The organism is Clostridioides sp. LIBA-2809 (genome assembly GCF_056688965.1).
Map to the genome: position 1 here is coordinate 3,636,275 of NZ_CP197004.1, position 26,762 is coordinate 3,663,036.

General features: G+C 28.4%; 18 protein-coding genes and 1 pseudogene. 3 read left to right on the forward strand and 16 right to left on the reverse strand.

Annotated elements, in window-relative coordinates; translation table 11 throughout:
- Positions 1-156 precede the first annotated feature (156 nt).
- A complete protein-coding gene (locus tag ACTG44_RS17200) occupies positions 157-1,371 on the forward strand; it encodes a 6-phosphofructokinase (protein WP_479920902.1) in 1,215 nt (404 codons plus the stop codon).
- A 201-nt stretch (positions 1,372-1,572) separates the two neighbouring features.
- Here the strand turns inward: ACTG44_RS17200 and ACTG44_RS17205 are convergent, their stop codons facing one another.
- The 3 genes and pseudogenes from ACTG44_RS17205 to ACTG44_RS17215 all read right to left on the reverse strand — a co-directional run.
- A complete protein-coding gene (locus tag ACTG44_RS17205) occupies positions 1,573-2,748 on the reverse strand; it encodes a macrolide family glycosyltransferase (protein WP_479920903.1) in 1,176 nt (391 codons plus the stop codon).
- Between the two features lie 33 nt (positions 2,749-2,781).
- Positions 2,782-2,997 carry an AbrB/MazE/SpoVT family DNA-binding domain-containing protein gene (locus ACTG44_RS17210; RefSeq protein ID WP_479918803.1) on the reverse strand — a complete coding sequence of 72 codons (216 nt, stop codon included), beginning with the start codon at positions 2,995-2,997 and terminating at the stop codon, positions 2,782-2,784.
- A 27-nt stretch (positions 2,998-3,024) separates the two neighbouring features.
- Positions 3,025-3,216, reverse strand: a pseudogene (locus tag ACTG44_RS17215) (helix-turn-helix transcriptional regulator); the annotation flags it as partial.
- A 252-nt stretch (positions 3,217-3,468) separates the two neighbouring features.
- Between ACTG44_RS17215 and ACTG44_RS17220 the strand changes: the two are divergent.
- Positions 3,469-4,794: a hypothetical protein gene (locus tag ACTG44_RS17220; RefSeq protein WP_479919456.1), complete on the forward strand. Its 1,326-nt coding sequence runs from the start codon at positions 3,469-3,471 to the stop codon at positions 4,792-4,794.
- 203 nt (positions 4,795-4,997) lie between these two features.
- On the opposite strand, the gene ACTG44_RS17225 is transcribed toward ACTG44_RS17220, so the two are convergent.
- The 7 genes from ACTG44_RS17225 to ACTG44_RS17255 all read right to left on the reverse strand — a co-directional run bounded on the left by ACTG44_RS17225 (position 4,998) and on the right by ACTG44_RS17255 (position 16,770).
- The gene (locus ACTG44_RS17225) at positions 4,998-6,377 is read right to left on the reverse strand and encodes a M20 family metallopeptidase (RefSeq protein ID WP_479917512.1); all 1,380 of its coding nucleotides are present in this window, start codon (positions 6,375-6,377) and stop codon (positions 4,998-5,000) included.
- Positions 6,378-6,409: 32 nt separating this feature from the next.
- Positions 6,410-7,618: a hypothetical protein gene (locus ACTG44_RS17230; protein ID WP_021386030.1), complete on the reverse strand. Its 1,209-nt coding sequence runs from the start codon at positions 7,616-7,618 to the stop codon at positions 6,410-6,412.
- A gap of 1,222 nt (positions 7,619-8,840) precedes the next feature.
- Positions 8,841-10,283, reverse strand: coding sequence for a glycoside hydrolase family 1 protein (locus ACTG44_RS17235; RefSeq protein ID WP_479920904.1), 1,443 nt, complete (start codon positions 10,281-10,283; stop codon positions 8,841-8,843).
- A 19-nt stretch (positions 10,284-10,302) separates the two neighbouring features.
- Entirely contained in the window at positions 10,303-12,174 is a 1,872-nt protein-coding gene (locus tag ACTG44_RS17240) for a beta-glucoside-specific PTS transporter subunit IIABC (RefSeq protein ID WP_479920905.1), read from the reverse strand.
- Positions 12,164-13,024, reverse strand: coding sequence for a PRD domain-containing protein (locus tag ACTG44_RS17245; protein WP_021385957.1), 861 nt, complete (start codon positions 13,022-13,024; stop codon positions 12,164-12,166). The genes ACTG44_RS17240 and ACTG44_RS17245 overlap by 11 nt, the downstream gene beginning before the upstream one ends.
- A gap of 515 nt (positions 13,025-13,539) precedes the next feature.
- Positions 13,540-15,495, reverse strand: a complete 1,956-nt coding sequence (locus tag ACTG44_RS17250; protein ID WP_021386012.1) for an oxidoreductase — start codon at positions 15,493-15,495, stop codon at positions 13,540-13,542.
- A gap of 18 nt (positions 15,496-15,513) precedes the next feature.
- On the reverse strand, positions 15,514-16,770 hold the full coding sequence (locus ACTG44_RS17255; protein WP_479920906.1) for an L-lactate MFS transporter: 1,257 nt from the start codon (positions 16,768-16,770) through the stop codon (positions 15,514-15,516).
- A gap of 189 nt (positions 16,771-16,959) precedes the next feature.
- On the opposite strand from ACTG44_RS17255, the gene ACTG44_RS17260 reads away from it, so the two are divergent.
- The gene (locus ACTG44_RS17260) at positions 16,960-17,508 is read left to right on the forward strand and encodes a PadR family transcriptional regulator (protein ID WP_021385958.1); all 549 of its coding nucleotides are present in this window, start codon (positions 16,960-16,962) and stop codon (positions 17,506-17,508) included.
- A 451-nt stretch (positions 17,509-17,959) separates the two neighbouring features.
- On the opposite strand, the gene ACTG44_RS17265 is transcribed toward ACTG44_RS17260, so the two are convergent.
- The 6 genes from ACTG44_RS17265 to ACTG44_RS17290 form a co-directional block, all read right to left on the reverse strand.
- On the reverse strand, positions 17,960-19,387 hold the full coding sequence (locus tag ACTG44_RS17265; RefSeq protein ID WP_479920907.1) for a 6-phospho-beta-glucosidase: 1,428 nt from the start codon (positions 19,385-19,387) through the stop codon (positions 17,960-17,962).
- 79 nt (positions 19,388-19,466) lie between these two features.
- Positions 19,467-21,395, reverse strand: a complete 1,929-nt coding sequence (locus tag ACTG44_RS17270) for a beta-glucoside-specific PTS transporter subunit IIABC (RefSeq protein WP_479920908.1) — start codon at positions 21,393-21,395, stop codon at positions 19,467-19,469.
- Positions 21,396-21,541: 146 nt separating this feature from the next.
- Complete coding sequence (gene licT / locus ACTG44_RS17275; RefSeq protein ID WP_479917520.1) at positions 21,542-22,384, reverse strand: BglG family transcription antiterminator LicT; 843 nt, start codon at positions 22,382-22,384, stop codon at positions 21,542-21,544.
- A 497-nt stretch (positions 22,385-22,881) separates the two neighbouring features.
- Positions 22,882-25,383 (reverse strand): ABC transporter permease, encoded by a 2,502-nt coding sequence (locus tag ACTG44_RS17280; RefSeq protein ID WP_479920909.1) that lies wholly within the window; start codon positions 25,381-25,383, stop codon positions 22,882-22,884.
- An 11-nt stretch (positions 25,384-25,394) separates the two neighbouring features.
- Positions 25,395-26,063 carry an ABC transporter ATP-binding protein gene (locus ACTG44_RS17285; RefSeq protein WP_479920910.1) on the reverse strand — a complete coding sequence of 223 codons (669 nt, stop codon included), beginning with the start codon at positions 26,061-26,063 and terminating at the stop codon, positions 25,395-25,397.
- Between the two features lie 64 nt (positions 26,064-26,127).
- Complete coding sequence (locus ACTG44_RS17290) at positions 26,128-26,271, reverse strand: hypothetical protein (RefSeq protein ID WP_479920911.1); 144 nt, start codon at positions 26,269-26,271, stop codon at positions 26,128-26,130.
- Positions 26,272-26,762: the final 491 nt, after the last annotated feature.

The window sequence follows — 26,762 nt, forward strand, 5'->3', positions numbered from 1 at the left end:
TAAAAGTTAGTTTTTTACCACATTCTTATGGCATTTATTGTCTATACTAGGTCAATTGATATCACTAGTTCACTTAATATATAATCAGACTATAAATACAAATTTGCTTAATAAAAAGCATCATTCATAATAATATTAATAAAGGGGAGATGTAAAATGAGAAACTGTATTATTGCTCAATCTGGAGGCCCTACAGCTGTTATCAATGCTTCTGCCATTGGTATTTATGAAAAGAACTTAGAAACTAAATACTTTTATAAAGTGTATTTTGGTATCAATGGAATCGAAGGTATATTAAATAAGAATATAGTAGATTCAGAATATTTAAATAAGGAAGACGTACTAAATTTAAAACAAACCCCCTCTTCTGGTCTTGGTTCATGTAGGTATAAGCTAGCTGATTATAAAATAAATTCTTATGATTATGACAGAGTTATAAATATACTAGATGAGTATGAAATAGATACATTATTTTACATAGGTGGAAACGACTCTATGGACACAGTCATGAAATTTTCTCAATACTGTAAAAACACTACTTGTAAAATAAAGTTTATAGGAATTCCCAAAACAATAGATAATGATTTATTGGGAACTGATAACTGTCCTGGATTTGGTTCCGCTGCAAAGCTTATTTCTACACTAATAATGGAAACTTACTTAGATTTTTCTATATATAAAAATAATGGAATATTCATACTTGAAACTATGGGTAGAGATACTGGCTGGTTAGCCGCTTCTTCTGCACTGGCTAGACTCAATGACGACAATCCACTAGTTGATTTAATATACCTTCCAGAAATTGAATTCTATGAAGATAAGTTTGTAGAAGATGTTAGAAGAGTATTTAAAGAAAAAAATAAGGTTTATATAGTTGCATCAGAAGGTATAAGAGATAAATATGGAAACTTTATATGTGAGCAAAAAACTTCTACTCATGATAAATTTGGTCATTCTCAATTAGGTGGAGTAAGTAACTATCTAAAGGACCTTATAGTATCATCATCAATTACAACAAGAGTAAAAACTTTAGAACTTGGCGTAATACAAAGATGTGCTATACATTTAGCTGCAGATACTGACTTAAGACAAGCTGCTGAAGTTGGTGCACATGGATTAGAACTTTCTCAAAAAGGATATACAGGTGTTATGGCTACTATTAATAGAATAAGTAATACTCCTTATAAGTATGAAGTTAATCATACTGATATTTCTAAAATAGCTAATAAGACAAAGTACTTCCCTAGAGAGTGGATAAATAAAGAGTGTAATCATGTAACTGATGATGCTTTGGATTACTTATCTCCACTTATTCAAGGCAACCCAGATATCAAATATAAAAATGGGCTACCTTCTTTCTCAGTACTTTAATAAGCAATAGTCAAGATGTGGAATATATTCAATAGACTTACATTTGAATACACAAGGGACTGTCACTCTAACAATTATAAATCGTTATTTGACAGCCCCTCCACGGATTTCAATGGTAGATACAATTCCAAGGGATAGTATCCTTAATTAAATTTCGACAAAATTTTTCTAACATTCTTAATCAACTCACTATACTTTAATTTACCTACTATCATGTATAACCTGTAATATTATATCAGCTGCTTTTTTTGAACCTCCTGCATCATAAAAGCTTTTTGAGAGTCTATTTGCATTTTGTTTGTATTCACTGTCATTCATAACTTGAAATACTGCATCCTTAATATATTCTGTATTATTTTCTTTTAACATAAGTCCTGCCCCCAAATCAGCAACTCTATTAGCTACCATTCTCTGCTCTGAATGTTGTGGAAATAATACCATGGGTACTCCATAATATAAACTTTCATTAACACTATTCATTCCACAATGAGTAATAAACACATCAGCTTCTTGGAGTATGATAATCTGTTCAACACTATTTTCAACCTTAAAATTATTTGGTATATGTCCTAAATTTTTAATATCAGTATTTCGACCCACAGACATAATTACATCAACATCATAATCTTTAAATGCACTTATACAGTTTTCATAGAATTCAATATTTTTATTATTAATTGTACCAAGTGAAATATATATTAGTTTTTTCTTTCTCTCTTTAGATTCGACAATCACCTTTGATATTGATGGTCCTACAAAAGAATACTTACTAGAAAAAGTTTCTACTCTCGGTTGAAATTCTTTTGATGTATATACAATAGTATTCACATCGTTATCATTAGAAACTATAGAAATAAAATTTTTTACCTTATATCCTTTTTTTCGTAAGAGCTTTACTTTTTTATTAATGCGTCGCATACCAAAACTCATACGAATAATTTCACTAAAACTTTGCTTCATCATTTTTGCGGTATCTTTATTAATTGCAAAAGTTGTTGTAGAGCATATATATGGAATATTAAGTTTTTGTGCAAATAACTTTCCCCAAAAACTTAATGAATCTGATACAATACAATCTGGATTAAAATCTTTAAGTTCTGTACAAACTTTTACATCAAAAGATATCGTAGTATCTACAATCATCTCAATTAATCCAGCAAAATCCTTGCCTATTTTGCTCTCATCTCCAGGGTGTAATTCTGGAAGATACTTATCACAGCAAATAAATTTTGCTCCCGCACCCTCAATTTTATCTTTGAATTCTTTAAAAGAATAATACCATACTTCATTACCTCTACTTACCAATTCACGAACTACTTCAATCGTAGGATTAGTATGACCATATGCTGGAATACTGAAAAAGACTACTTTACTCATATTTTAATCCTCCTTTTACAATCTCTCTAGAACTCACTCTTCTTTACTTACCACTCCTATACTACCTACAAAATTTATCAAATCACGTTGATGAACAATTCCTAATCCTCTATCTTCATCTCCAAGTATCAATAATTTATCTCCTGCATTTATATTAAATATATCTCTGGCTTCTTTTGGAATAACAATCTGACCACGTTCACCAACTATGACAGTTCCAAAGAAAAATTTTCCTTTAGGTGGTACTATAATACCTGTTTTTTCTTCCGAATGATTAACTAAGTCATCTAGTTTGACATTGTACAATTTTGTAAGTTTAATGCAACTATCTATATCTGGAGTAGATTCTCCACTTTCCCATTTTGCTACTGATTGCCTAGAGACATCAAGCTTTTCAGCTATCTCTTCTTGTGTGTACTGGTGTATTTTTCTTAGTCTTTTCAAATTCGTATTAATCATATTTTTCATACCTCCTATATTTATAGTATTGGATTTATCACCTAAATTCTATCACCTAATCTTAACATTAATGTGTATACTTATATACATTTAGCTAACATATCTTCTTAAATTATAATTAGTTAGACAATAAATATTTAGTCATGCTATTATTATGTATAATAGTAAAGAGAGAAATAGTTTTATCATGACTAGAAAAAGTAAAAATTATATAGAAGATTTAATATGAAATAATTATACTAATTGAAAAGGAAGTAATATATGAAAATAGCAATCATAACAACAGAATTTTTAAAAGATTTTGTAGAGAATTCTATAAAAAAGTTAAATATTAATGCAGAAATTGAAATATATATTTATAAAGATTTTTCTCATGTTGGAGATTTGTATCTAGAAATCGAAGATAAATTTGATGGATTTGCAGTTAGTGGTCCTATTCCTAAGGAAGCTATTACAAAAAAGGCTGGGACTATAAAAAAACCTTTAGTTGATTTTGGTACTGATTTACAAAGTTACTATGATATGTTTCTAAAGCTTATTTTCAAATATAATACATTAGATTTTTCTAGAGCATACTTTGACCTAATGGATTGGGCAGATAATCCAAAAGACATCTCATATTATTTATCAAATGGTACATTTGGAGACTTAATGAATAGTATTAATAGAAATGCGTCTAAAATGAGTTTATCTGATATAGCAAAACTCGAAAAAAATATTGCAAAAAAACATATTAATTTATGGAATGAAGGTAAAATTGATTTTTCTACTACTCGTTTCAGTAGTATTGTTCCTATGTTACAAGATGCAGGAGTAAATTTTCATTTCATATACCCTGATATAGGTTTATTAAAAAGTACTTTTAACAACTTAATAAAAGATATTCATTTACATAGAATGAAGGGAAATCAACCAAGTGTAATATATATAACAGTTAAAGATACAAATTATGATGATTATACTTTAGACCAAGTTTATAAAATATTAAATAGTATAAAAAAAGATAAATTAACCGATTTTATAATTGAAAAAAATAGTAATTCTTTTAAAATCTTCACTAAATGTGAAACTATTAAATCATTAACTAAAAATTTTACTACGTGTTATATAAAAGAATCTATTGAAAATAGTATTGATATTAAGGTATGTGTTGGATATGGAATTGGTAATGATATAAAACAAGCTATGTCTAGTGCAATAAGTGCTAATAAGGAGTCTAAAATAAACCCTTTAAACTACAGTTTCTTAGTTAATGAAAATTATGAGACAGTAGGGCCTTTATTATCTGATAAGCTACTTACTGTTTCAAATAAAGTGACTCCACACATAAATACAATTGCTAAAAATTCTAAACTTTCTACTCTTACTATTCAAAAGATTATATCCGTTACTGAAATCCTACAAAGAGATGAAGTTACTCCTAAGGAATTATCTTCTTGTTTAAATGTAACAGTAAGAACTGCCAATAGATTTCTAAGTAGTCTATTAAAGTCTGGAAATGCTACTATATTATATGAAAAACAAAACTCAACAAAAGGTAGACCTGAAAGGGTATACAAATTATTTATATCAGAAAATGAGTATTAAAATATAGAATGCATAAAAATATTTTATATTTGAATGATAAATAAAATTATATAATTTTTTAAAAGGTATATCTTAAAAACACAAATATAAGATATACCTTTTGTAGTATTTATAATCAAACAACCAACAAAATTTCACGTTTTTTATAAGTATATAAACTAGTATAAAAATTATAATTCTATATTTTGAACTTTACATCTCTTTTAAGGAGTCGGAATACCCTCTGGAATAGGGCATTTGTATGTTCTTCCATTCATAGATTTATCAAATTCTTCTTTTGCTTTTTTAGCTATTTCTGGATTATTTAATATTTTAGCTCCAAACATAGCCATAATTTTCGCTGCATATATCATACCTTTTTCTCCTATAGAACTTCCTGCACAGGATGTAAACTGCCAACTATGACCTGGTGCACCTAGATTTGTACATCCTGTAAAAAAGTATGCTGTTGGAACTATATGCATTACATCTCCAATATCAGTAGAGCCATAACTATTAAAGTTTGTAACATTTCCTCCACCATAATATAGATGAGTTCCTTCTGGTAAATTATATTTACTTATCATAGCCTTATATTGTTGTGGGCTTTGTCTATCTAACTCAGCTGCAAAATCCAATTCCTCTTGAGTCCAAGGCTCTTGTTTAATATCATTCATACATTCTGATACAAGATTTGCTAAAACATGATTGTTTAAAGTATTATAGCATCCTCCTAAAAACTCTACTTCAACCTCAGTTTCAGTCATCATTGCAGCTCCTTTTGCTACTTTTATAAGTCTTTCATATGTACTTTCTACAGCTTCTCTACTTAAGGCTCTTGTATAATACCATACTGATGCTTTATCAGGAACTATGTTAGGTGCTACTCCTCCATCTGTAATAGTGTAGTGAATTCTTACATCAGAAGTAACATGCTCTCTCAAATAATTAGCTCCTACATTAGTAAGTTCTACAGCATCTAAAGCACTTCTTCCATTTTGAGGGTCTGACCCTGCATGTGCAGTTTTTCCCTTAAAATGAAATTTTACAGAGTTAACAGCTGTTGATATACCAACCGTAGCTTCACTAATTTTATTTGGATGGAAATTTATAGCTAAGTCTAGACCTTCAAATGCACCTCCTCTAGCCATAAATCCTTTTCCTGTTAATTGTTCTTCTCCTGGACATGCATAAAATACTATAGTTCCACTTAAATTCTTTTCTATCATTTCTCTTTTAAGTCCTACTACTGCTCCTACATGTGCAGTACATAATAAATTATGCCCACATCCATGACCATAAGCTCCCAGTTCAAATGCTTCTTGCTTTGTTGAAACTTTTTGATTTAAACCAGGTAATGCATCAAACTCTCCCATAAAACCTATAACTGGTTTGCCTGAACCAAAACTAGCTTTAATAGCTGTAGCTAAGCCTCCCACCCCTACTTCCACATCAAACCCTTCACTTTTTAGAAAATTTGCTGTATTTTCACATGCTTTGAACTCTTTAAATGCCTTTTCTGGATTTTTCCATATCTTCTTACTCAAATCATCAAGTTTAAATCTTTTTTCCTCTATCTCACTTATAGATATACTTCCTATCATTATTTCATACCCCCTATAAATCTATTTTAATATTAACCAAATATAAGTGGACCTATTATACTAGCAAATGCCACTGAGGCAATAGTAACTGTAACAAATCCCCCTATAATCATCTTTGGCAATAAATAATCTGTTGCCCTTTGTTTTTCTTCTAAAGTGCCTTCCATAGCATCAATACCTTCATTAGAAATTATCTGTGTTGCTGGATAAGCAAGCATACAAGTTACACCAATTGCAGCTGACATTCTTGGAGAATATCCTAATAATTTTCCTACGATTGCAGTAAAGAGTATGATAAATACAGCTCCTACAACAAGTATTCCTACAGTTGGAACAATCATTGAAAACAATGCAGTTGGAGTTACCTTAGCAAGTCCTCCAGGTAACATTAACATACAACCAAACATTATAATCCCATTAGATTGAGATTTATCTAAAATTCCTTTTTCTAAAAATCCTATTCTTGTAAAAATTAATCCCACTAACAAACATGCTATATTGGGATTTAAATAATAATTTGCAGGAGTAAAACCTGGTATTATAGTAGCCAATCCTACAAAGTTACCAATCATAGCAACAAATGAAAGTTTTGCAAGATATACTAAAGTAGACGATTTTTTACCTGATTCTTCTTTAAAAATCCTCATACTTGGAAGCTTAAAATCACTTTTTGATTCATCTTTTAAGAAATCTCCTTTATCTCTTTTAAATTTTAGTTCTTTATTTATACAATATGTAGTTATTGGAATACCAAAGAATTTTTGAAATGATAATACTAGAATTACAAATGCTGCAAGTTCAGGTCTATTTGCTGCTTCTGCAACAGTTGTTACAATAATACCAGCAACAGTAGAACCTGCTATTGGAGGTGCTGCTATTAAAGCATACTCTCTACCAAATAACATACTACCCACTGTTAAACAGCCAACCCCTATTCCTACAATACCTACTAATGCAATTACAACCGTTTTCCATTCATGACATAAGTCTTCAAGATTTATAAGTGTCCCTAAGTTAGTTATTAATAAAGCTATACCAAAGTTACTCATTGCAGCTAATATGCCTGATGCTCCTGTAATGTCTTTTGGTAGAATATTTGTCCAAAATCCTATTAAAAATATAATACATACAAATAGCAATGTTGAAATTGCACCTTTTGTTTTCTTAGATAAAAACTCACTAAAAGCATAAATCATTACACATACAGTAAAGCAAGTAAGTGGATTCCAAAAATTTTCCATTGTTGTTTCCTCCTGAATATAATAATTTTTTATCAATAAAACAATAATTATAAAATGTATATACTGTAGTTATTTTAACTACAAATAGTACAGCTTGATATTTCTCGTTTTTTATACGTCTCAAATTATTCTTAAAATAGTTAAATAAAGACAACTATAGTTAGCTTTTAAATATTAACCATATTTATTAATTTGCTAGATTTCTTTTAAGTATCTAATTTTCTGAGTCTTTATTTATTAATTTACTAGATTTCTTTTAAGTGTTTATCTTTCTTCGTCATTATTTATTAATTTGCTAGACTTCTTTAAGTATTTAGCTTTTTGCGTCATTATTTATTAATTTACTAGACTTCTTTTAAGTGTTTATCTTTCTTCGTCATTATTTATTAATTTGCTAGATTTCTTTTAAGTGTTTCGCTTTCTTCATCACTATTTATTAATTTACTAGACTTCTTTTAAGTATTTAACTTTCTGCATCATTGTATAAATACAGAATTATACTACAATCAGCTTCAATTTTAATATACATGTTAGAATACTTATATTAATTTAAATATTGAATATGTAATTTACGTTGTATATACGTCTCAAATTATTCCTAAAATATCTAATATAAATTAATAACATGTACATCATCACAGTTAAAACATATATTATTTCAATTCTTAAATTTAAACCTTCCTTTTGGTGCAAATTCTATCTGCTAGTACATCCCCCCCTCATTTATAAATTAGACTATCTCTAGAGACTTTAGAAATCATATGTCCAAAAACAAAAATTATTTATCATATTAAATCAATGATGAACTATATATTCATAGTAGTCCTAAATTATTCTTAAAATAAAAATAAAAAAATTTATTAAGTTCTAAAGTCACTAGTTTTTATTTTGTCAAACTATTCTTGATATAAATTATAATTTCAAACGTTATATTTGTCAATATATTCTGACAATAAATCGTAAATTTATAGTTTTATATAGTAAATAAATCATATTATGAACGTGTCCATCTCTTTACTTAAACAAAAACATAAAAGTGTCTATCCCTTTCATTGTCATAATATTTAATACTTTAATTATCACAATTCATTATATTTTAAACGAATATGAAGCCTATAAGACCGAATACTTTTACTATACATAAAAATGTGTACCTCCAGTTATAGTAATTAGATTTAATTTCTTTAATTACCACCATATTTAGGAGAGTACACATTTTATTTTACATATCTAATGAATTTAAATTATCTCCATTAGATTTTATTACTTCTTTATACCAATCAAATGATTTTTTCTTATATCTCTTAAAACTACCTTTACCTTCATCATCTAAGTCAACATAGATAAATCCATATCTTTTACTCATCTGTCCTGTAGTTGCACTAACTAGGTCAATTGGTCCCCACATTAAATATCCAAAACATTCAACATTATCCTCTTCAATTGCAGACTTCATTTGAGATAGATGCTTACTTAAATACTCAATTCTATAATCATCATTTATAGACCCATCGTCTTCAACTTTATCGTACGCCCCTAACCCATTTTCTGTAATTAAGATAGGTAATTGATACTTTCTGTAAATATAGTTTAAAGTAAATCTTAAACCTATAGGGTCTATTGCCCATCCCCACTTACTTTGTTCCAAATATGGATTTTGAATTCCACCAAATAAAGATTTATCACTTGATAAATTTTCTTTTGGAGTAGACACACTTGAAAAATAATAATTAAGCCCTATAAAATCTAACCTACCTTCTTCAAATGCTTTTTTATCTTCATCAGTCACTTCAATATTTATATTATTTTTTTCATATTCTCTTAATTTATATTGAGGAAACTTTCCATTACACATTGCATCAATTTGATAATAGTCACGGTCATTATCTAAAAATGCATTTAATACATTACTAGGATTGCAATTATATGGATAAATTGGATTTAATCCAAACACACATCCAACTTTATTATTTGGATTGATTTCTCTAGCCAACTTTGTAACCTTTACACTTGCTAATGTCATATTATACCCTACATTTGCCAATGTCTGAACCTTGTCTTGCATTTCACTATACTTAATCCCCGCTATCATATAAGTAAAAATATCAGAGTGCTCTGTTTGAGGGTCAATATGATTCATCTCATTAAATGTAACCCAGTACTTTACCTTACCATCAAACCTTCTTATTACAGTCTCACTATACTTTAAATACAAATCTATAAGCTTTCTGTTATTCCATGAACCATATTTATGTACTAAGTTCATAGGTAATTCAAAATGATATAATGTTACAATAGGTTCTATATTACTTTCTATCAATGTATCTATCAAATCTTCATAATATTTAATTCCTAACTCATTAGGATTCTCATCATCCCCATTTGGAAAAATTCGTGACCAGTCTATAGATACTCTTAATGCGTTAAAGCCCATTTCCTTAAATAAAGCTATATCTTCTTTATATCTATTATAAAAATCAATTCCATTATGAGATGGATAATCTAATTTTTCTTCTATTTTATCAGTAATTACTCTTGGTGTTTCATAAGAGCCTTTAGTTACAAAATCCATAATTGCAGGCCCTTTGTTATCAACATCCCATGAACCTTCACATTGATGAGCTGCAATACTTCCTCCCCAAAAAAATGTATCTTTAAAATTCATGAATTTCTCCTCCTAAAATTTATACTATTACAGTTAATAGCTCTTCTGATTCATCATTTGATGAAATTACATCTAAATAATCACTAGTATTTGTAACTACAGTTATTATAGTTGAATCAAATCCTTCTTCTATAATTTTATCAGATTCAAATACTGCTAAAGCATCTCCTTTTTTAACTCTTTGATTTTGTGTTACAAGACTTTCAAAGAACTTTCCATCTAGATTTACAGTATCTATACCAATATGAATTAATATTTCTAATCCTTCATCAGTCACTATCCCATAAGCATGTTTAGTTGGAAATACTATAGTTATAGTTCCATCTACAGGAGATATAACAGTTGATTTTGATTCACTAGGTGTAATTCCAACACCTTTGCCTAGTGCTCCAGATGAAAATGCCTTATCATTAACTTCTTCAAGTGCAATTATCTTACCTTTTGCAACACTTCCAACACTAATAGTTCTTGAGTCGTTTTCATTAACTACTAATTCTAATCCTTTTTCATTATCATTCTTAACTTCTTCTTTCTCATCTGAAGGTATTCCTAATAAATAAGAAGCTACTGTTGCTACTACAAATGCTACTACTACACCTATTATCATAAATGTAAAGTTGGATAGCTCTCCTCCAACAAGATACGTTGGTAATGCTGCTAATCCCCAAACCATTCCGTATGTTTTAACTTGTGCCAACCCTGCTATTAAACCACCTAGACCTCCACCTATCATTACTGCTACAAATGGTCTTCTATATTTCATAAACACACCAAACACTGAAGGCTCTGTAACTCCCATAAGTGCACTAAAACTTACCGTACCAAATAACTGCTTTTGTTCCTTATTTCTAGTTTTTAAGAAATATCCAAACATTGCACCACAAACTGCAATATCAGATATTGTTGCTGCTCCCATAAAAATTGGGTCATATCCTAATGCTGTCACAGAATTTAAAGCTATAGGCATAGTAAAGTTTGCTGCACCAAAAACTATTAAAAGTGGTTGGAAAGCTGCATACAGTGCAACAACACTCCAATTTCCTACTGTATCAATTAAAAACATACATGCATAGTTTAGTCCATCACCAATCCACATACCAATAGGTCCAAATATTGTTAATGTAACTGATAAAGTTATTATTAAAGATAGTACTGGAACTAAAAAGTAGTGTAATGCTTTAGGTAGGATTTTTTTCAAACCTGCAATTATAATTCCCATTGCCCATACACCTAAAAGTATTGGAATAAAGCTATTTGCATAAGTTGTTGCTTGTAAGTTTATACCAAAAATACTCAATCCTTCTACACCATCTATTGATGAAGACAATAACGTAACTGCTAATACTACTGCTATATAAGGATTTACATTAAGTCTTTTTGCTGAAGCTATTGCAATTAATACTGGTAAGAAGTGAAATGTAGCACTTCTTAATGTATCTAATATTTGATATGTAGGGCTATCACTATGAAGTATACCTGACATATTTAAAAGAGCTAATATACTTGCAAGTATACCAGCTGCAAGTAGTACCTCAATTACTGAAGTCATAGTCTCTGAGACTACTACAAATATGGAATTAAATATACCTTTGATACCTCTAACTCCTTTTTTTCTTTCACTCTTTATACTTGATTCACTTGAACTTAAACCTATCATAGACATAAACTCATTATATACATCTACAACATGAGTTCCTATTATAATTTGATAAGCAACATCATTAGAAACTACATCAATTACCCCTTTTAATTTTTTAATTTCTTCTGTTTGAGCTATACTCCTATCATTTAATGTCAATCTTAAGCGAGTAACACAATGTGCTACCGACTTTATATTTTCTTTTCCTCCTATGAATTTTATTATATTTTCATTTAACTCTTTATACTTCATCTGATTTTACCCCCAATCTTTGAGTCACCCTATTTATATGCAACATTAAATAAGTTTCTTCACTTATAGATATATCAACATTAAATTGTGATTTTACATATTTTCTTATTTTTTGAACACTTCCAAATGATTTTGGATAAAGTTTACTTACTTGTTTATATAAGTCTATTGAACCATCTTCATCTATTGAAGCTTCCTCTGATATAATTCTTTGTATGAAGTACTGTAGATGAGTTGTAAATCTCATATAGTTTGTTGAAGTTTCATCTAACTCTACATTAAAATGATATTTTATTATCGAAACTATATCTCCTAGAGTTCTTAATTCTACAATTGTGTCATCATGAGATTCTTTATTTACTTCCATATTTACAAAATGAAGTGCTATTGATACTGCTTCATCATCAGGAAGATTAATCCCCTTACTATCACCAATTAATTTTAGTGCATACATACCAATTTCAAAGTGCTTTGGATAAAATCTTTTGACATTCCATACTAAGGGACTTTTTATAAACTGATTCTTTTCACACCTTTTAAGCAAAAACTCTAGATGGTCTAGTAACGTTAAACTTAGATAATCACTTGATTTTATATTTAAAGCTTTCTCCCCATATTCAATTATTTCATTAATAAGAACTATGTTGTTAGAATCTGAGTTTTGTAGTAAGTAACTAAAGTGTTCCAACATATCATATGAATCTAGTATATAAGTTCTCTCTATTTCATTTTCACTTATTACTTGTCCTACTCTTTTTTTAAAACCAATGCCTTTGACAAATACAATAATTTCGTTTTTACCTCTTTTTACTAAGGCTACATTATTATTTAAAATCTGAATTATTTTCATATCTTCCTCCCTTCAATAAAAAGAACTCAAGCATATATGTATAGAGTATTCCTCTATTTTTTACATATATACTTGAGTTCTGCCTGCTAATCAGTAACATACTCAAAATTATGACTACGTCGCCATAACTAGAATTCTTTTTCGTTTAATTTTATATTCTATATATTATACTATCTATATAAATCTGTCAACGATTTCCTAGATATTTTTTAAACTTGATAAGTATAGGCTTGTTAAACAATCCTCTATAAAATTTACATCCTAAATTGATATTATTAAATGTTATATTATAGTCACTATGTAAATCCTTTGCCTATCTTATTTTAGAATAATATCTAGAATTCCTAATTATCGAAAAAATTAGTATTATTTTCAATACAAATTTTACTTTTTTCATAGAAAATCATATTCACAATTATTAATTTGTTAAAAAAAGAGTATAGATAGATTTATTTTCACAAAAATCTACCTATACCCACTATTCAAACTTTATTATTTTATAAACTTCACATATATTATATATCAAGTGCTGCATGATATCCTTGATATACTGCAGTTGTTATAGTAGATGGACGTACACAGTCACCTATTTGTGCCACATGTGGAGCACAATCTATTAACTCATCTACTATATTTCGATTAGCTCTTTGACCAAGTGCACATATAACATGTGTTCCTGAAACTAAAATTTCATTACCATCTTTATCAGCACAAAGAACACCCTTCTCTGATACTTTTAATCCTTTAAACTCTGTATGTACTTTAATATCTTGTTTCTCTATTTCACTTAAAAGTATTGGACGATGTCTTATATTTGCATCTGGAGCAAGTTCTCCTCTCATTTCTACTAGATTAACCTTCTTACCTTCTTTAGATAAATGTATTGCTGTTTCACATCCAGCAAGACCTCCACCAAGTACTATTATTTCTTTTGCAGTTTCTACTTTATCTTTTTCTAGATAATAATTATTTACAACTACTACATTATCACCATCAAGTCCTGGAATTGGTGGAACTAAAGGAGACGAACCTACTGCTATTATTAAGGCATCCACATTTTCTTTTTCTACATACTCTTTAGTAACTTCTGTATTTAAACGAATCTCTACACCTTCATCTTTTGCTAATTTGCTAAAAGTATTTCCAAGTTCATACATTTCGTATTTAAATGGTATAGCTTTTTCTCCTTTTAATATTCCACCTAATGCATCTGATTTTTCGCAAAGTATTACTTTATGACCACGTTGTGCTGCTGTTATTGCTGCTTTTAATCCACCTGGCCCTCCACCTGCTACTAAAACTTTTTTAGGTTTTAATACTGGATTTATTTCCATACCTTCTATTTCACGACCTATAAGTGGATTTACTGTACATCTTCTAGTGGAAGTTGCAGCTCTTTCAGCCATACAAGTGAAACATCTTAAACACTTAACTATATCTTCATCTCTATTTGACATTACCTTTCTTGGAAGTTCATGGTCTGCCAATAATGCTCTTGCCATTTCAACTACATCAGCTTTTCCACTTGCTATTATCTCTTCCATTTGAGATGGGTCATTTAATCCACCAAGAGTTGCAACTGGTACACTTACATGTTTTTTGATTTCTGATGCAAGATAAACATTACAGCCATGAGGTACAAACATAGATGGATGTGTTATTCCAAATCCTCTTTGATACGTTCCTGCTGAAACATGAAGTAAGTCAATTCTTGACTCTAATAACTTAGATATTTCAATACCCTCATCTAAATCATATCCACCTTCAAATAATTCAGAACCACTTAATCTAAATTCTATTGGGAACCCTGGACCTACAGCTTTACGAACACTATCTAATACTTCTTGTGCAAAACGTACTCTATTTTCTAAAGTACCTCCATATTTATCAGTTCTTTTATTAAAGTATGGTGATAAGAATTGATTGATTAACCATCCATGTCCTCCATGAACCATTATCATTTCAAATCCAGCTCTTTTAGCAAGACCTGCAACTTCACCATAAGATTTTACTATATCATCAATTAATTCTTGAGTTAATTCCTTTATTTCTAGACCATCAGCCCTTATACTTGGACTTACTCCATATTGTGACAAACCTTGCTTTTTATTTTTATCCACTAGGTAAGTCCCCGCATATTGACCAGAATGTGATAGTTCTACACTTGGTATTGCTCCATGGCGTCTTATAGCATCTGCTGTATATGTAAAACTAGCTAAAGAATCAACTATTTTTAAATCTAAATGATACGCATGTGAACCATCAGTTTCTGGATGAACCATGCACTCACTTATGGTTACAGCTCCAGCTCCACCCTTTGCTCTTAATTCATAAAATGCTGTTGACTTTGGTCCTATTGTACAATCAGCTGTTATATCTGTTCCACCCATTGGTGCAGAAAACATTCTATTTCTGAATACTACATTTCCTATTTGAATTGGCTTACATAAATTTGGATATTTTCTTTTCATAATATTATTTCCCCCATATTAACTTATTTTTTTACCTTGATATTTTGATACTTCTTTATTATTTACAAATCTATAAACAAATGTTAATCCTAATCCTATTATTGCCATAACAATTCCTATTGTGAATGCTCTTGTATAATTACCATCTACTGCATAAACATTTTTCATTACTGTAGGTCCAATGTATCCTGCAAATGCAAATCCTATAAACATGATTCCATAATTAACACTATTATTTTTAGGGCCAAACTGATCTACTGTAAATCCTGGGAATACACCCATAAATGACCCAAAACATACTCCTATAATAGAAATCCCTATGTAAAACTTCACTACATCTCCTTGTACTGAAGTTGATAGACATAATAAACCTACAATTGAAATTAGAAATGCCATTGATAAAGTATTTATTCTACCTATCTTATCTGATATATAACCTGCTACAATACGACCTGCTGTATTGAATAAAGCTAAAATAGAAACTGCCATCGCAGCTGTTGCTGATGTCATTCCTATCATATTTTGTGCTAAAGCAGATGCCATTGATGTACACATCAATCCGTAAAACGCTCCACATGTTAATAAAATAATCATCACATAGAATATAGATGAAGAAAGCATTTCTCTCCAATCTTTATTTTTTAATTGTTTGCCTTTCATAACTGGTGGAGTCCATCCCTCTGGTGCAAAATCATCTGGGCATTTTTCAATAAAAAATGATGCTCCACATACAATTATAAGAAATACAACTCCTATTGATTTAAATGCTGTTGTAATACCAAAGCTAGTAGTTATGCTATTTGCTATTGGTGGTATAATTACAGAGCTAAATCCATAGGCGGCAGTTGTTACTCCCCCTACTAACCCACGTTTGTCTGGGAAAAATTTAACAGAGTTACTTATTGTACATCCATATACCATACCTACCCCAAGTCCTAGTATGATTCCATATGTTAAAATTAACATTGGTAAGCTTTTTGAAAATCCAGATAAAATCATTCCAATACCAAATATAAGACCACCTACAAAAATAACTTTTTTAGGCCCAAACTTATCATTTATTCTTCCTCCAGTAATCATAGTTATAGGTCCAACAGAATTAGTAACCGTGAATACTATTGCTAAAGTTCCTGCAGTAAATACTGTTCCATTAATTCCACTTAAGTATTCTGCCATAGGTGTAGCAAATACACTCCATGCATAGATTGACCCAATGCACAAATTAATAAAACAACTTGCGATTAATATAATCCATCTTTTTTTAGTATAGTTCATTATTTTTTCCCCTCCAAATAATTCAATCTATTCCTTTTATTTAGGTTAATATTATCATAATAATGTTTTCATGTAAATACAAACATGTAATAAATTACATGTTTGTATTTATATTTTTTTTATTTAACCTATTTTTTTATAAATAATGATATAATAGACTTATTGATAATAAAACTAAAGAGGTGAAACATGGGAACCCTTAAATATGCAATATTAGGACTATTAAATAGAAAACCTATGACAGGATATGATTTAAGTAAAGAGTTTAATTTTCAACTAAATGAATTTTGGAGTGCAAAACATAGCCAAATTTATCCAGAACTAAAAAAATTAACTAATGAAGATTTGATAGTTCATGAAGTTGAAATTAGTGGTGATGTATTAGAAAAAAAAGTTTACTACATAACAGAAAAAGGAAAAGATGAATTTTTAATTTGGTTATCTAAAGATATTCCAATGGAACCTACTCCTAAAAATAAGTTTCGCTTGAGAGTGTATTTTTATAATAATTTAGATTTAGAAAATCGAATTGCTTTACTTAAACACCAACTTGTTCAGCATAGTAAACGACTTGAATTCTTAATAAGTCAAAAAAATGCTTATACTGAAATTCCTGATTTTTATGATGATTATTTTGGTGATTATCTTGTATTAGATGGTGCCATTATAAGAGAAGAAGGTCAAATTAAATGGCTAAATAACTGTATAGATATTTGTTTAAATCAAAGTAAAAAATAAATGTTTTTAAAGAGCTATACAACATAAAAAAGATGATTTCCATTTTGAATAGGAGTCATCTTTTTTATTCTCAATGATTCCTTTAACTATTACAGTAATACATATACTAATCTATCTCATCTTTTAACTATTTAAAATTAGAGCATAATTTTATATTTGATTCATTCTTAAAGTTATAAAAACTACTACAGTTCATATTAAATCATCCACGCTATATTTATTTTATATGTAAAAATACCCTACAAAATAGACTTTTTCGGTATCTACTCTATAGGGTACATTTTAATTTAACTCTATTTTCATATCTTTTTATGGATATTAAATCGAATCTTCGTCACAATCAATCTAATATAATAATTATAAGTTATTTCTCCAATATCTTTTTGTGAGTTTAAATAGTCGATACAAGGATGAAAAATTATACCCACTATTAGTTTTATATTCTTTTTATTTAATATAAATCCTCACCATTTGAAGCAATTACTTTCTTATACCATTCAAAGCTTTTCTTTTTCGTTCTTCTTAAACTTCCATTACCACTATTATCTCTATCTACATATATAAACCCATAACGCTTTTCCATTTCACCCGTACCAGCACTTACCAAATCAATAGGTGCCCATGTAGTATAACCTAATAAATCTACACCATCTATATAAACTGCATCACGCATAGCTTTTATGTGTTCTCTTAAATAATCAATTCTGTAATCATCTTCTACATAACCATTTTCGTCAGCTATGTCTTTAGCACCCAATCCATTTTCTACAATAAATAGTGGTTTCTCATATCTATCATATACATGATTTAATGTAATTCTTAAACCTAATGGGTCAATTGGCCATCCCCATCGGCTGTATGAAAGGTATGGATTTTTAGCAGATGTAAATATATTTCCTTCAGCCACATCATCTGTATTTTCATCAGTTCTAACACAACGACTATTGTAATATGAAAATGAAATAAAATCTACTGTATATTTATTCAATAATTCAATATCAGCAGGTTCCATTTTTGGTGTAATACCTCTTTGTTCCATATACTTTAGTGCATAGTTAGGATATTTTCCTCTAGATTGTACATCTACAAAGAAATAATTTTCTCTATCTAACTTCGTAGCTTCCCATACATCATTAGGATTGCAACTATAAGGGTATACACTTCCAGCTGCAAACATACACCCAACTAAGTTATTTGCATCAACTTCATGTGCTATCTTAGTTGCAACTGCACTAGCTACAAGTTCATGATGAGCAGCTTGATATTTTATCTTTTCAACATCTTCACCTTCTTCAAAATAAATACCAGCACCCATAAATGGAGCATGTAAAATCATATTTATTTCATTAAAAGTTAACCAATACTTCACTAATCCTTTATATCTTCTAAAGATAACATTACATAGTTTATCATAGAAATCTATCATTTTACGATTACGCCATCCACCATACTTTTCAATTAAATACATTGGACAATCAAAGTGTGTAATAGTAACTAGTGGCTCTATCTCATATTTTTTACATTCTTTAAATATATTTTCATAAAATTGAAGCCCCTTTTCATTTGGTGTTTCTTCATCACCTTTTGGGAATATTCTGCTCCATGCGATACTCATTCTGTATACTTTGAATCCCATTTCGCCAAACAACTTTATATCTTCTTTATAATTATGATACATATCAATACCAGTTTGAGCTGGGTAGTAATGCTCATCGTCAAAATTAAGCATTTTTAATTTTCCTGTAATAACTGCTGTTCTATCTTTTCCTGTTGGGCATACATCTACATTTGCTAGACCTCTTCCATCTTCATTATATCCACCTTCACATTGATTAGCAGCAGTAGCTCCTCCCCAGAGAAAATCTTTTTTAAAACTCATAGTTAAGCCTCCTAAAATTACAACTAAAGCATTAACCTATGCGAATACTTTAGTCTTTTATTAATACTTTAATATTTTACTAAAATATAACTGTAATCAGATTATCTTCTAATTCAGTATTTTTACTTTCTGTTTCTACTACATCTAAAAACTGTGATGAATTTGTAATAACAACTGGAGTTACAACACTATATCCTGACTCTTTTATTACATTAATATCAAATTTTAGTATTGTTTGACCTTTTGTAATCCTGTCACCTTGTTTTATACATGCCTCAAAACCTCTTCCTTCTAACTGAATCGTATTTAATCCAATATGAATAAGTACTTCAACACCTTCATCTGAAAGAATTCCTATAGCATGTAAACTTGGGAATAAAGTTGTAACCACACCATCTACTGGCGCGACTACTTTTCCATCACTAGGTATTATTGCCACACCTTGACCTAGTACACCAGATGCAAATGCCGCATCCTCTATATCGCTTAATTTTAATACTTCTCCTTTTATAGGGCTTGCTACTATCTCTTTTTCTAATTTAGCAGACTTAACTTCTTTTATTTCTTCTTTTACCTTATTTTCTACCTTTTTAGCTTCTTCTTTTTTCTCATCTTTATATAAAACCATAGTTAATACAAAAGCTACAACCATTGATATGGCTATACCAGAAAGAGCTACTATTAAGTTGCCCATTCCCCCATCTGGCTCAATCATCGCTGGAAGTTCGAATATTCCCATACCTCCAGTTATAAACTTTCTAAGATTAAAGAATCCATAGAAAGCTCCTCCAATACCACTAGCAATACAACTTATTATAAATGGTTTCTTTAAAGGTAGTAGTATTCCATAAATTGCTGGCTCTGTAACTCCAAATATACCAGATATAAAGTTTGGTATTGCCATCTCTCTTAATTTCTTATCTTTAGTCTTGAAAAATATCGCTAATACAACTGCTGAACTTGCAAATGTACAAGCAAAGAATGGCATCATAACATTATCGTATCCTAAAGTCATAACATTGTTTATATATACAGGAATAAATCCCCAGTGCATACCAAAAATAACAAGAATTTGCCAAGTAAATCCTACTATAGCACCTGCTAATAATGGACTAAAATCTCTTACTGAAAGTACAACTTGTGAAATAAGTGTAGAACCAAATGTTGCTATAGGACCTATAACTATAAGTGCAACAGGTAATGTAACTAATAATGTGAGCATTGGTACAAAGAAGAACTTAACTAAGTCTGGAATAAACTTATTAAATAATTTTTCACACCTAGATGCAAAATACACTATAAATATAATTGGTACAACTGTTCCAGTGTAATCCATTGATATTATTGGTAATCCAAGGAAATCAATATATACTGGTGATGCAAACATCGTTCCTTTAAATAGAGTGTACATCGCATCTGTACCTGCTGATATACTGCTACCTTGTATAGAAGGATAACACATTGTAGCTCCTAGTGCTAATCCCAACATTGGTTTTAAACCAAATTTTTTAGCTGAAGTATATCCTAAAAATAAAGGAAGAAATGTAAACAATGCATCTCCTGTTGCATTTATTACCATATATATACCAGATACATCACTGTATAGTCCCATTGCTACAAATAGAGCATTAAAACCTTTTAACATACCACAGGCTGCCATTATTCCTAATACTGGCTGGAAAATTCCTGATATTATATCTATACATTTATCTAACATACTACCTGACTTTTTCGTTTCTGAATTTGTACTTGAGTCATCTAAGTCAATTATTTCAACTACATCTTTATATACAGCTTCAACATGATTTCCTATAACTACTTGATATTGCCCTCCACTTTTCATTACAGTAACAATACCTTCCATATTTTTCAACACATCGTCATTTGCTACACTTTCATCTTTTAAAGTAAAGCGTAATCTCGTAATACAGTGTACTAATCCACTAATATTTTCTTTTCCTCCAACATTTTTTACTATGTCTTGTGCTAATTGTTTGTATTTTCCCATTTTCTCCTCCATATTTCGTTTAAATTAAATTTTTGAAATTTGAAGGTTTGGCCAACTCAATGTTACCATCCAACCATAGGTATATCTTTTTAGTATCACTCCTTTCAATGGCTATTCCTATATAAACTACTACAAGATTATTCAACTTATATTTTTGAATCTTTAACTACTTTAGCTAAATGTATAGTTAAATATATAAGTTCATCATCTGTTAATATGTAGTTATATTGTTTTTTAATAAAATTCTTAATCTTAATTACACATTCAAACTCTTTATTGTACTTAGACTTAATAATACTTAATAACTCTTTATCTGTCTCACCTTCATGTGCACTATTTAAAAGTAATCTCTGTGCAAAGAATTTCAGATGCATTATAAATCTATAATAAAATACTGATTCTTCATGAAATTCTATCCTAAAATGATATCTAACTATACTAAGTACTTCTTGTATTAGCTTTGTAATATCAGATGCCAAAGTATGACCTTCACTTAGCTGGGCATTTACTATATGAAAAGCTATAAATCCAGCTTCATCTTCGGGTAATTTTACACCTGTTTTGCTTTCGATAATGTCTAGTGCTTTCATTCCAATTTCAAATTCTTCTTTGTAAAATCTTTTAATTTCCCAAAGTATTGCATTTTTTACGTTTATTCCTTCTTTCATTCTTTGAATTGCAGAATATGTATGGTCACTTAGTGATATATAAATACTTTCATTTAAGTTCTTGTTTAACTTTGTCTGTGCATATTCTATAATTTCACTTGATAATTTCATGTGTTCTATAGGAATGTTATTAAGTAATTCTTGTAGCTTATTTGATATTTCTTTGTTTGATATTCTAAATACTTTGTTAACTTTAGTTTTATCTATTAGACTACCTTTTGATTTTTGATAACCAATGCCTTTACCCATGACGATAATTTCTTCATCATTTTCATCTAATGTGATTACAACATTATTGTTTAATATCTTATTAATTATCATGATTATCCTCCTTTTAAGCATAAAAAAAGCTTATCCATAATAATGGGCATACTCCTTCCTAGGATACTGCTATTATTAATGAATAAGCTTAGCTTGTACTTAAACAATTACTACCTAATTCCAATTATTATGATAAAACATTAGACATATTTTGTCAACGTTTTCTATACATTTATTTAATCTTCTAAGTTAGTCAATTATAATTACTTCTGTGATATTAAATTAAAATAATTTATTCTTCATATCTTTATTATATTTTTAAAATCAAAACTATTAAATTATATGATTCACTTATTTCTCAATAAATTACGTATTATTGTCTATTTTAGATTATATTTCAATTTTTCTATCTAAGTTATTATCTATTTTTTTATTTTAGGTATTAAAATAACTCTTTGTAATAATTTTATCTATCACAGTATACCATTTTTATGATTTACAAATTCAATTACTAACTTCTTAGTTTGACTTAAAATCCACTTAAAGAATAAAAAAATTTATGAATCTAACTTAATATTTTTTTGAGTAAATATAAATATAAAACAATTTATACTCAATACTACTAGAAATTCTATTAAAATCAATAAACAGTTAATACTATACTCTCTCTGTAGCAAAGAAATCAACAAAAATCTGAAAGATTCATAAAAAACTGCTATAAGAATACTTTGTACAATTGATATAATTATCCTTTCTAATAATCCTATTTTTATTAATTTTTTCTTACTCATCCCTACCCTATACATAATTTGATAATCTGGTACTCTCTTTATAAAAATAATTATTTGTGATGTTAGTATTAGAAGTATGCTTGATAATGACACTGCAAATATAATATTCAAAAGTAGTGACTTTTGGTCATCAACATATGTTTTCATAGAATAAGCAAAATCGTCATAGTCTTCTAAATTAGCATATTTATCATTATGTAATAATTTACTAAGTAAACTGTTATCTAGTTTTTCTTTAAAAATGTATATAACTGACTGATTTTTAGGTAAACCAAGGTTTTTGGGTGAAATATCTTTACTTGTATTTATATATCCTAAATCTATACCCTTGTTTAATGATTTTGGACTTAAAAAACCTATTACTTTAAAACTTATATTTTTTCCATTAATCTTTAATTGTACAGTATCTCCTAATTTATAATCTATTAAGTATCTATGCAGATAATTATTTATAATTATACTATTATCATTACTGTTTTCTTTAAACCAGCACCCATATTCTAAATCACTCTTCAATGTTGCTTCTTTATCATCAAATAAATCAACATTTAAATTATTTAAATCATTTATTACATCTTCTCTACTCTCCTTTGGCATTTTACTTATATAATTATTAATAGAAATATTGTTTACTGACTCTATGTTATCTATTTTTATAGGATAATATTGAAAATAATCTAGATTATTTTCAATAAGTTCTTTATCAACAATTAATTTTCCCTCTAGTGTTGTTTGATATATAACTGAATTTTTTATATCATTACCGACTTCATAATTGCTAAACATAGCAAATGTTATTTCAGATATCACAAATATCAACAAAACAAATATTATTGTTATCGTCAGTAAACTGGAACTAAAGGCATTCATTCTACAATCATTATTAAGATATATAAAAGTAATTGAGTATTTACCTTTAATAAATTTTTTAATTGTGCATACTATTTTTAATAATATATGTATCAAGCTATATACCAATAAGTTCAGTAGTATTACTCCTAAAATAAATAAAATACCTAGAAAGGACTTCACATATATTGTAAAAGAAATACTTGTTAAGAGTATTACAAGAATTATGTCTGGAATAAGATTGAACTTATATGAAGACAATATATTATCATCTCTATTTATCCCTTCATAAGGTATATTTTTAACAAAGCTTATTGGAATTAATGAGAATATTGATGTTTCAATAATTATTATAATTATTGAAATAAAAATATTTTTAATAATACTCAAAATAGAGATATCTAATAAATTAATATGCTGTAAGTTAATATAAAATATACTTATAGGTAGTCCCAAAATAATACCTATTATAATCCCCTTTATAGTAAGTGACATAAGTTCAGTAAATACTAACAAAGACAAAGTTCTTTTTTTAATACCTAAAGCTTTAAAAGTTGAAAAATCATTTATTCGATTCAAAATAAATACAATAAATGTAGAACACAAACAAATTCCAGTAATTAGTAACGAAATAGCTCCAATTAAATTTATCGAATCTAATTGCATAGATATTCTCTTCATTATTGACTGTTCTAGTTCGTCAATTGTTCTAACTTCAAAATTATTTTTAAATTTACCTTTTATTTGATTTTTAATGTTTTTCACATTATCTTTGTTTATTACATTTACATAAGCTACATTATATTTAGTTTCATTAGGTAAATACACATAACTTTCTCCAACTACCTCTTGACCAACCTCTGCTTCTTTTTGAGCTGTACTTAATGAAAACCTTTTTGGTATTATATCAGTAACTTTGAAATATGTATCATCATAAACTAAAGAATGTAGTTTTAAAAACACTTTATCTCCTATATTTACGTTTAATTTATTCGCTATTTTTTGAGACAAAATTATATCGTTTTCATTTTTTAATTTTAAAGGTTTATTTTGCATTTTTATATTATTTACTACGGTAAGCTCAGTACTTTCAATCATAGCGTTTGACAATATATTTGTGTTCATACTATTTCCTAACTGAAAGTCAATATATTTTTTATTTTTTAATTCTTCTAATTTATCTATTTGTTTACTTGTAAAATAGTATTTATTATATTCTATGTTTTGTATCTTTATATCCCCACCATTTGTTATAAGCATATTTTTTTCAACTTCATTTGAATATGTATCAGTTAGCACTCTTGTAAAGAGTAATATGGCTGTGGCAAATACAATAGATACTATACAAGATAGTTTTAATAATTTATTATTTTTCAAACTATTTTTACTATATATTTTATAAACATTGTAAAATATCAATTTATCACCACCTATTTTATAATAGTTCCATCTTTTATGCTTATAATTCTATCACTGTACTTTGCCATTTGGATATCATGAGTAACCATTACTATTGTAGTACCATATTCATTGTTTATATCCTTAAACAGCTGCATTATAGCATTACTATTAGTACTATCTAATGAACCAGTTGGTTCATCAGCAAATAGTATACATGGAGTGCAAATTAAAGCTCTTGCAATAGCAACTCTTTGTTTTTCGCCACCAGACAATTGTTTAGTATTGTTTTTTGTTTTTGATGTTAGACCAACTTTTTGAATCATCTTATCTACTATTTCACATTCTTTGTTGTCAGAAAAAATCAATGGTAATTTTATATTTTCTTCAACAGACATTGATGGAATTAAATTAAATGATTGAAATACAATTCCTATCTTTTTATTTCTATATTCAGCAAGTTGATTATCATTTAATTTTGATAGCTCCTCACCACAAATATTCACATCTCCAGTGTAAGCTTTATCAAGACCACTTAAAACACTTATTAGGGAACTTTTTCCGCTACCACTAGCTCCCATTATAGAAACAAATTCTCCTTCTTCTATGTGTAGATTTATATCCTTTAGTATGTTAAGTTCTATATTCAATAAGTTTACAACTTTAGATAAATTTGAGACCTCAATTATTGTTTTTTTCATAATATAATTTCCTTTCATATAAAACCTTTAAGATTAATTAAAACAGAGTATATAGGATACCTCTTTAATAAATATTCATGTTCTCCCATATACCATCTATATAGTCATTATCTAAAATGTAAATATTAGGTACATTTGTTATAGACGTAATTCTACAACAAATTATTATAATTGTCTTTTTCTTTAATAAATTGTTTAAAAAATACATAATCTCATTTTCATTTTTTTGTACATTCTACTTACTCATCCTTATTTAATTGAATTATATTAACATTATAACTAAATGTCAAACTCATGCTAAATCAACTATTTTAGGTTACACTATTATCAATACAATTTAAATTCTTAATCATCATCTAAGTAATATATTGACACAATCAAGTTCCACTCTTTAAATAATATATACATTAATAGATTATTTAAATCTGATGTCTTTTATAAAACAGTTCAACCTTTGTTTGGTCACTCTTACATTATCATAGCTATTGATATTTACACTTATGCTATGCAAGATAAAAAATAAAACTATATAGAAATTAAACACTGTATTCTCTTTATAAAGTAATTAGATTATTTAATTATGAATTAGTTTCTTTTTTGCACTTAATTTATATACTCAATAAATAATTGATTTCTCATAGAAGAGTATAAATGCATATTTAGAAAATAAAAAAAGGAATTTTTGATTTATACAATGAA

Coding starts and splice junctions, on each gene's coding strand:
- ACTG44_RS17200 (WP_479920902.1), top strand. CDS start 157: ATGAGAAACTGTATTATTGCTCAATCTGGAGGCCCTACAGCTGTTATC.
- ACTG44_RS17205 (WP_479920903.1), bottom strand. CDS start 2,748: ATGAGTAAAGTAGTCTTTTTCAGTATTCCAGCATATGGTCATACTAAT.
- ACTG44_RS17220 (WP_479919456.1), top strand. CDS start 3,469: ATGAAAATAGCAATCATAACAACAGAATTTTTAAAAGATTTTGTAGAG.
- ACTG44_RS17225 (WP_479917512.1), bottom strand. CDS start 6,377: ATGATAGGAAGTATATCTATAAGTGAGATAGAGGAAAAAAGATTTAAA.
- ACTG44_RS17230 (WP_021386030.1), bottom strand. CDS start 7,618: ATGGAAAATTTTTGGAATCCACTTACTTGCTTTACTGTATGTGTAATG.
- ACTG44_RS17235 (WP_479920904.1), bottom strand. CDS start 10,283: ATGAATTTTAAAGATACATTTTTTTGGGGAGGAAGTATTGCAGCTCAT.
- ACTG44_RS17240 (WP_479920905.1), bottom strand. CDS start 12,174: ATGAAGTATAAAGAGTTAAATGAAAATATAATAAAATTCATAGGAGGA.
- ACTG44_RS17245 (WP_021385957.1), bottom strand. CDS start 13,024: ATGAAAATAATTCAGATTTTAAATAATAATGTAGCCTTAGTAAAAAGA.
- ACTG44_RS17250 (WP_021386012.1), bottom strand. CDS start 15,495: ATGAAAAGAAAATATCCAAATTTATGTAAGCCAATTCAAATAGGAAAT.
- ACTG44_RS17255 (WP_479920906.1), bottom strand. CDS start 16,770: ATGAACTATACTAAAAAAAGATGGATTATATTAATCGCAAGTTGTTTT.
- ACTG44_RS17260 (WP_021385958.1), top strand. CDS start 16,960: ATGGGAACCCTTAAATATGCAATATTAGGACTATTAAATAGAAAACCT.
- ACTG44_RS17265 (WP_479920907.1), bottom strand. CDS start 19,387: ATGAGTTTTAAAAAAGATTTTCTCTGGGGAGGAGCTACTGCTGCTAAT.
- ACTG44_RS17270 (WP_479920908.1), bottom strand. CDS start 21,395: ATGGGAAAATACAAACAATTAGCACAAGACATAGTAAAAAATGTTGGA.
- licT (WP_479917520.1), bottom strand. CDS start 22,384: ATGATAATTAATAAGATATTAAACAATAATGTTGTAATCACATTAGAT.
- ACTG44_RS17285 (WP_479920910.1), bottom strand. CDS start 26,063: ATGAAAAAAACAATAATTGAGGTCTCAAATTTATCTAAAGTTGTAAAC.
- ACTG44_RS17290 (WP_479920911.1), bottom strand. CDS start 26,271: ATGTATTTTTTAAACAATTTATTAAAGAAAAAGACAATTATAATAATT.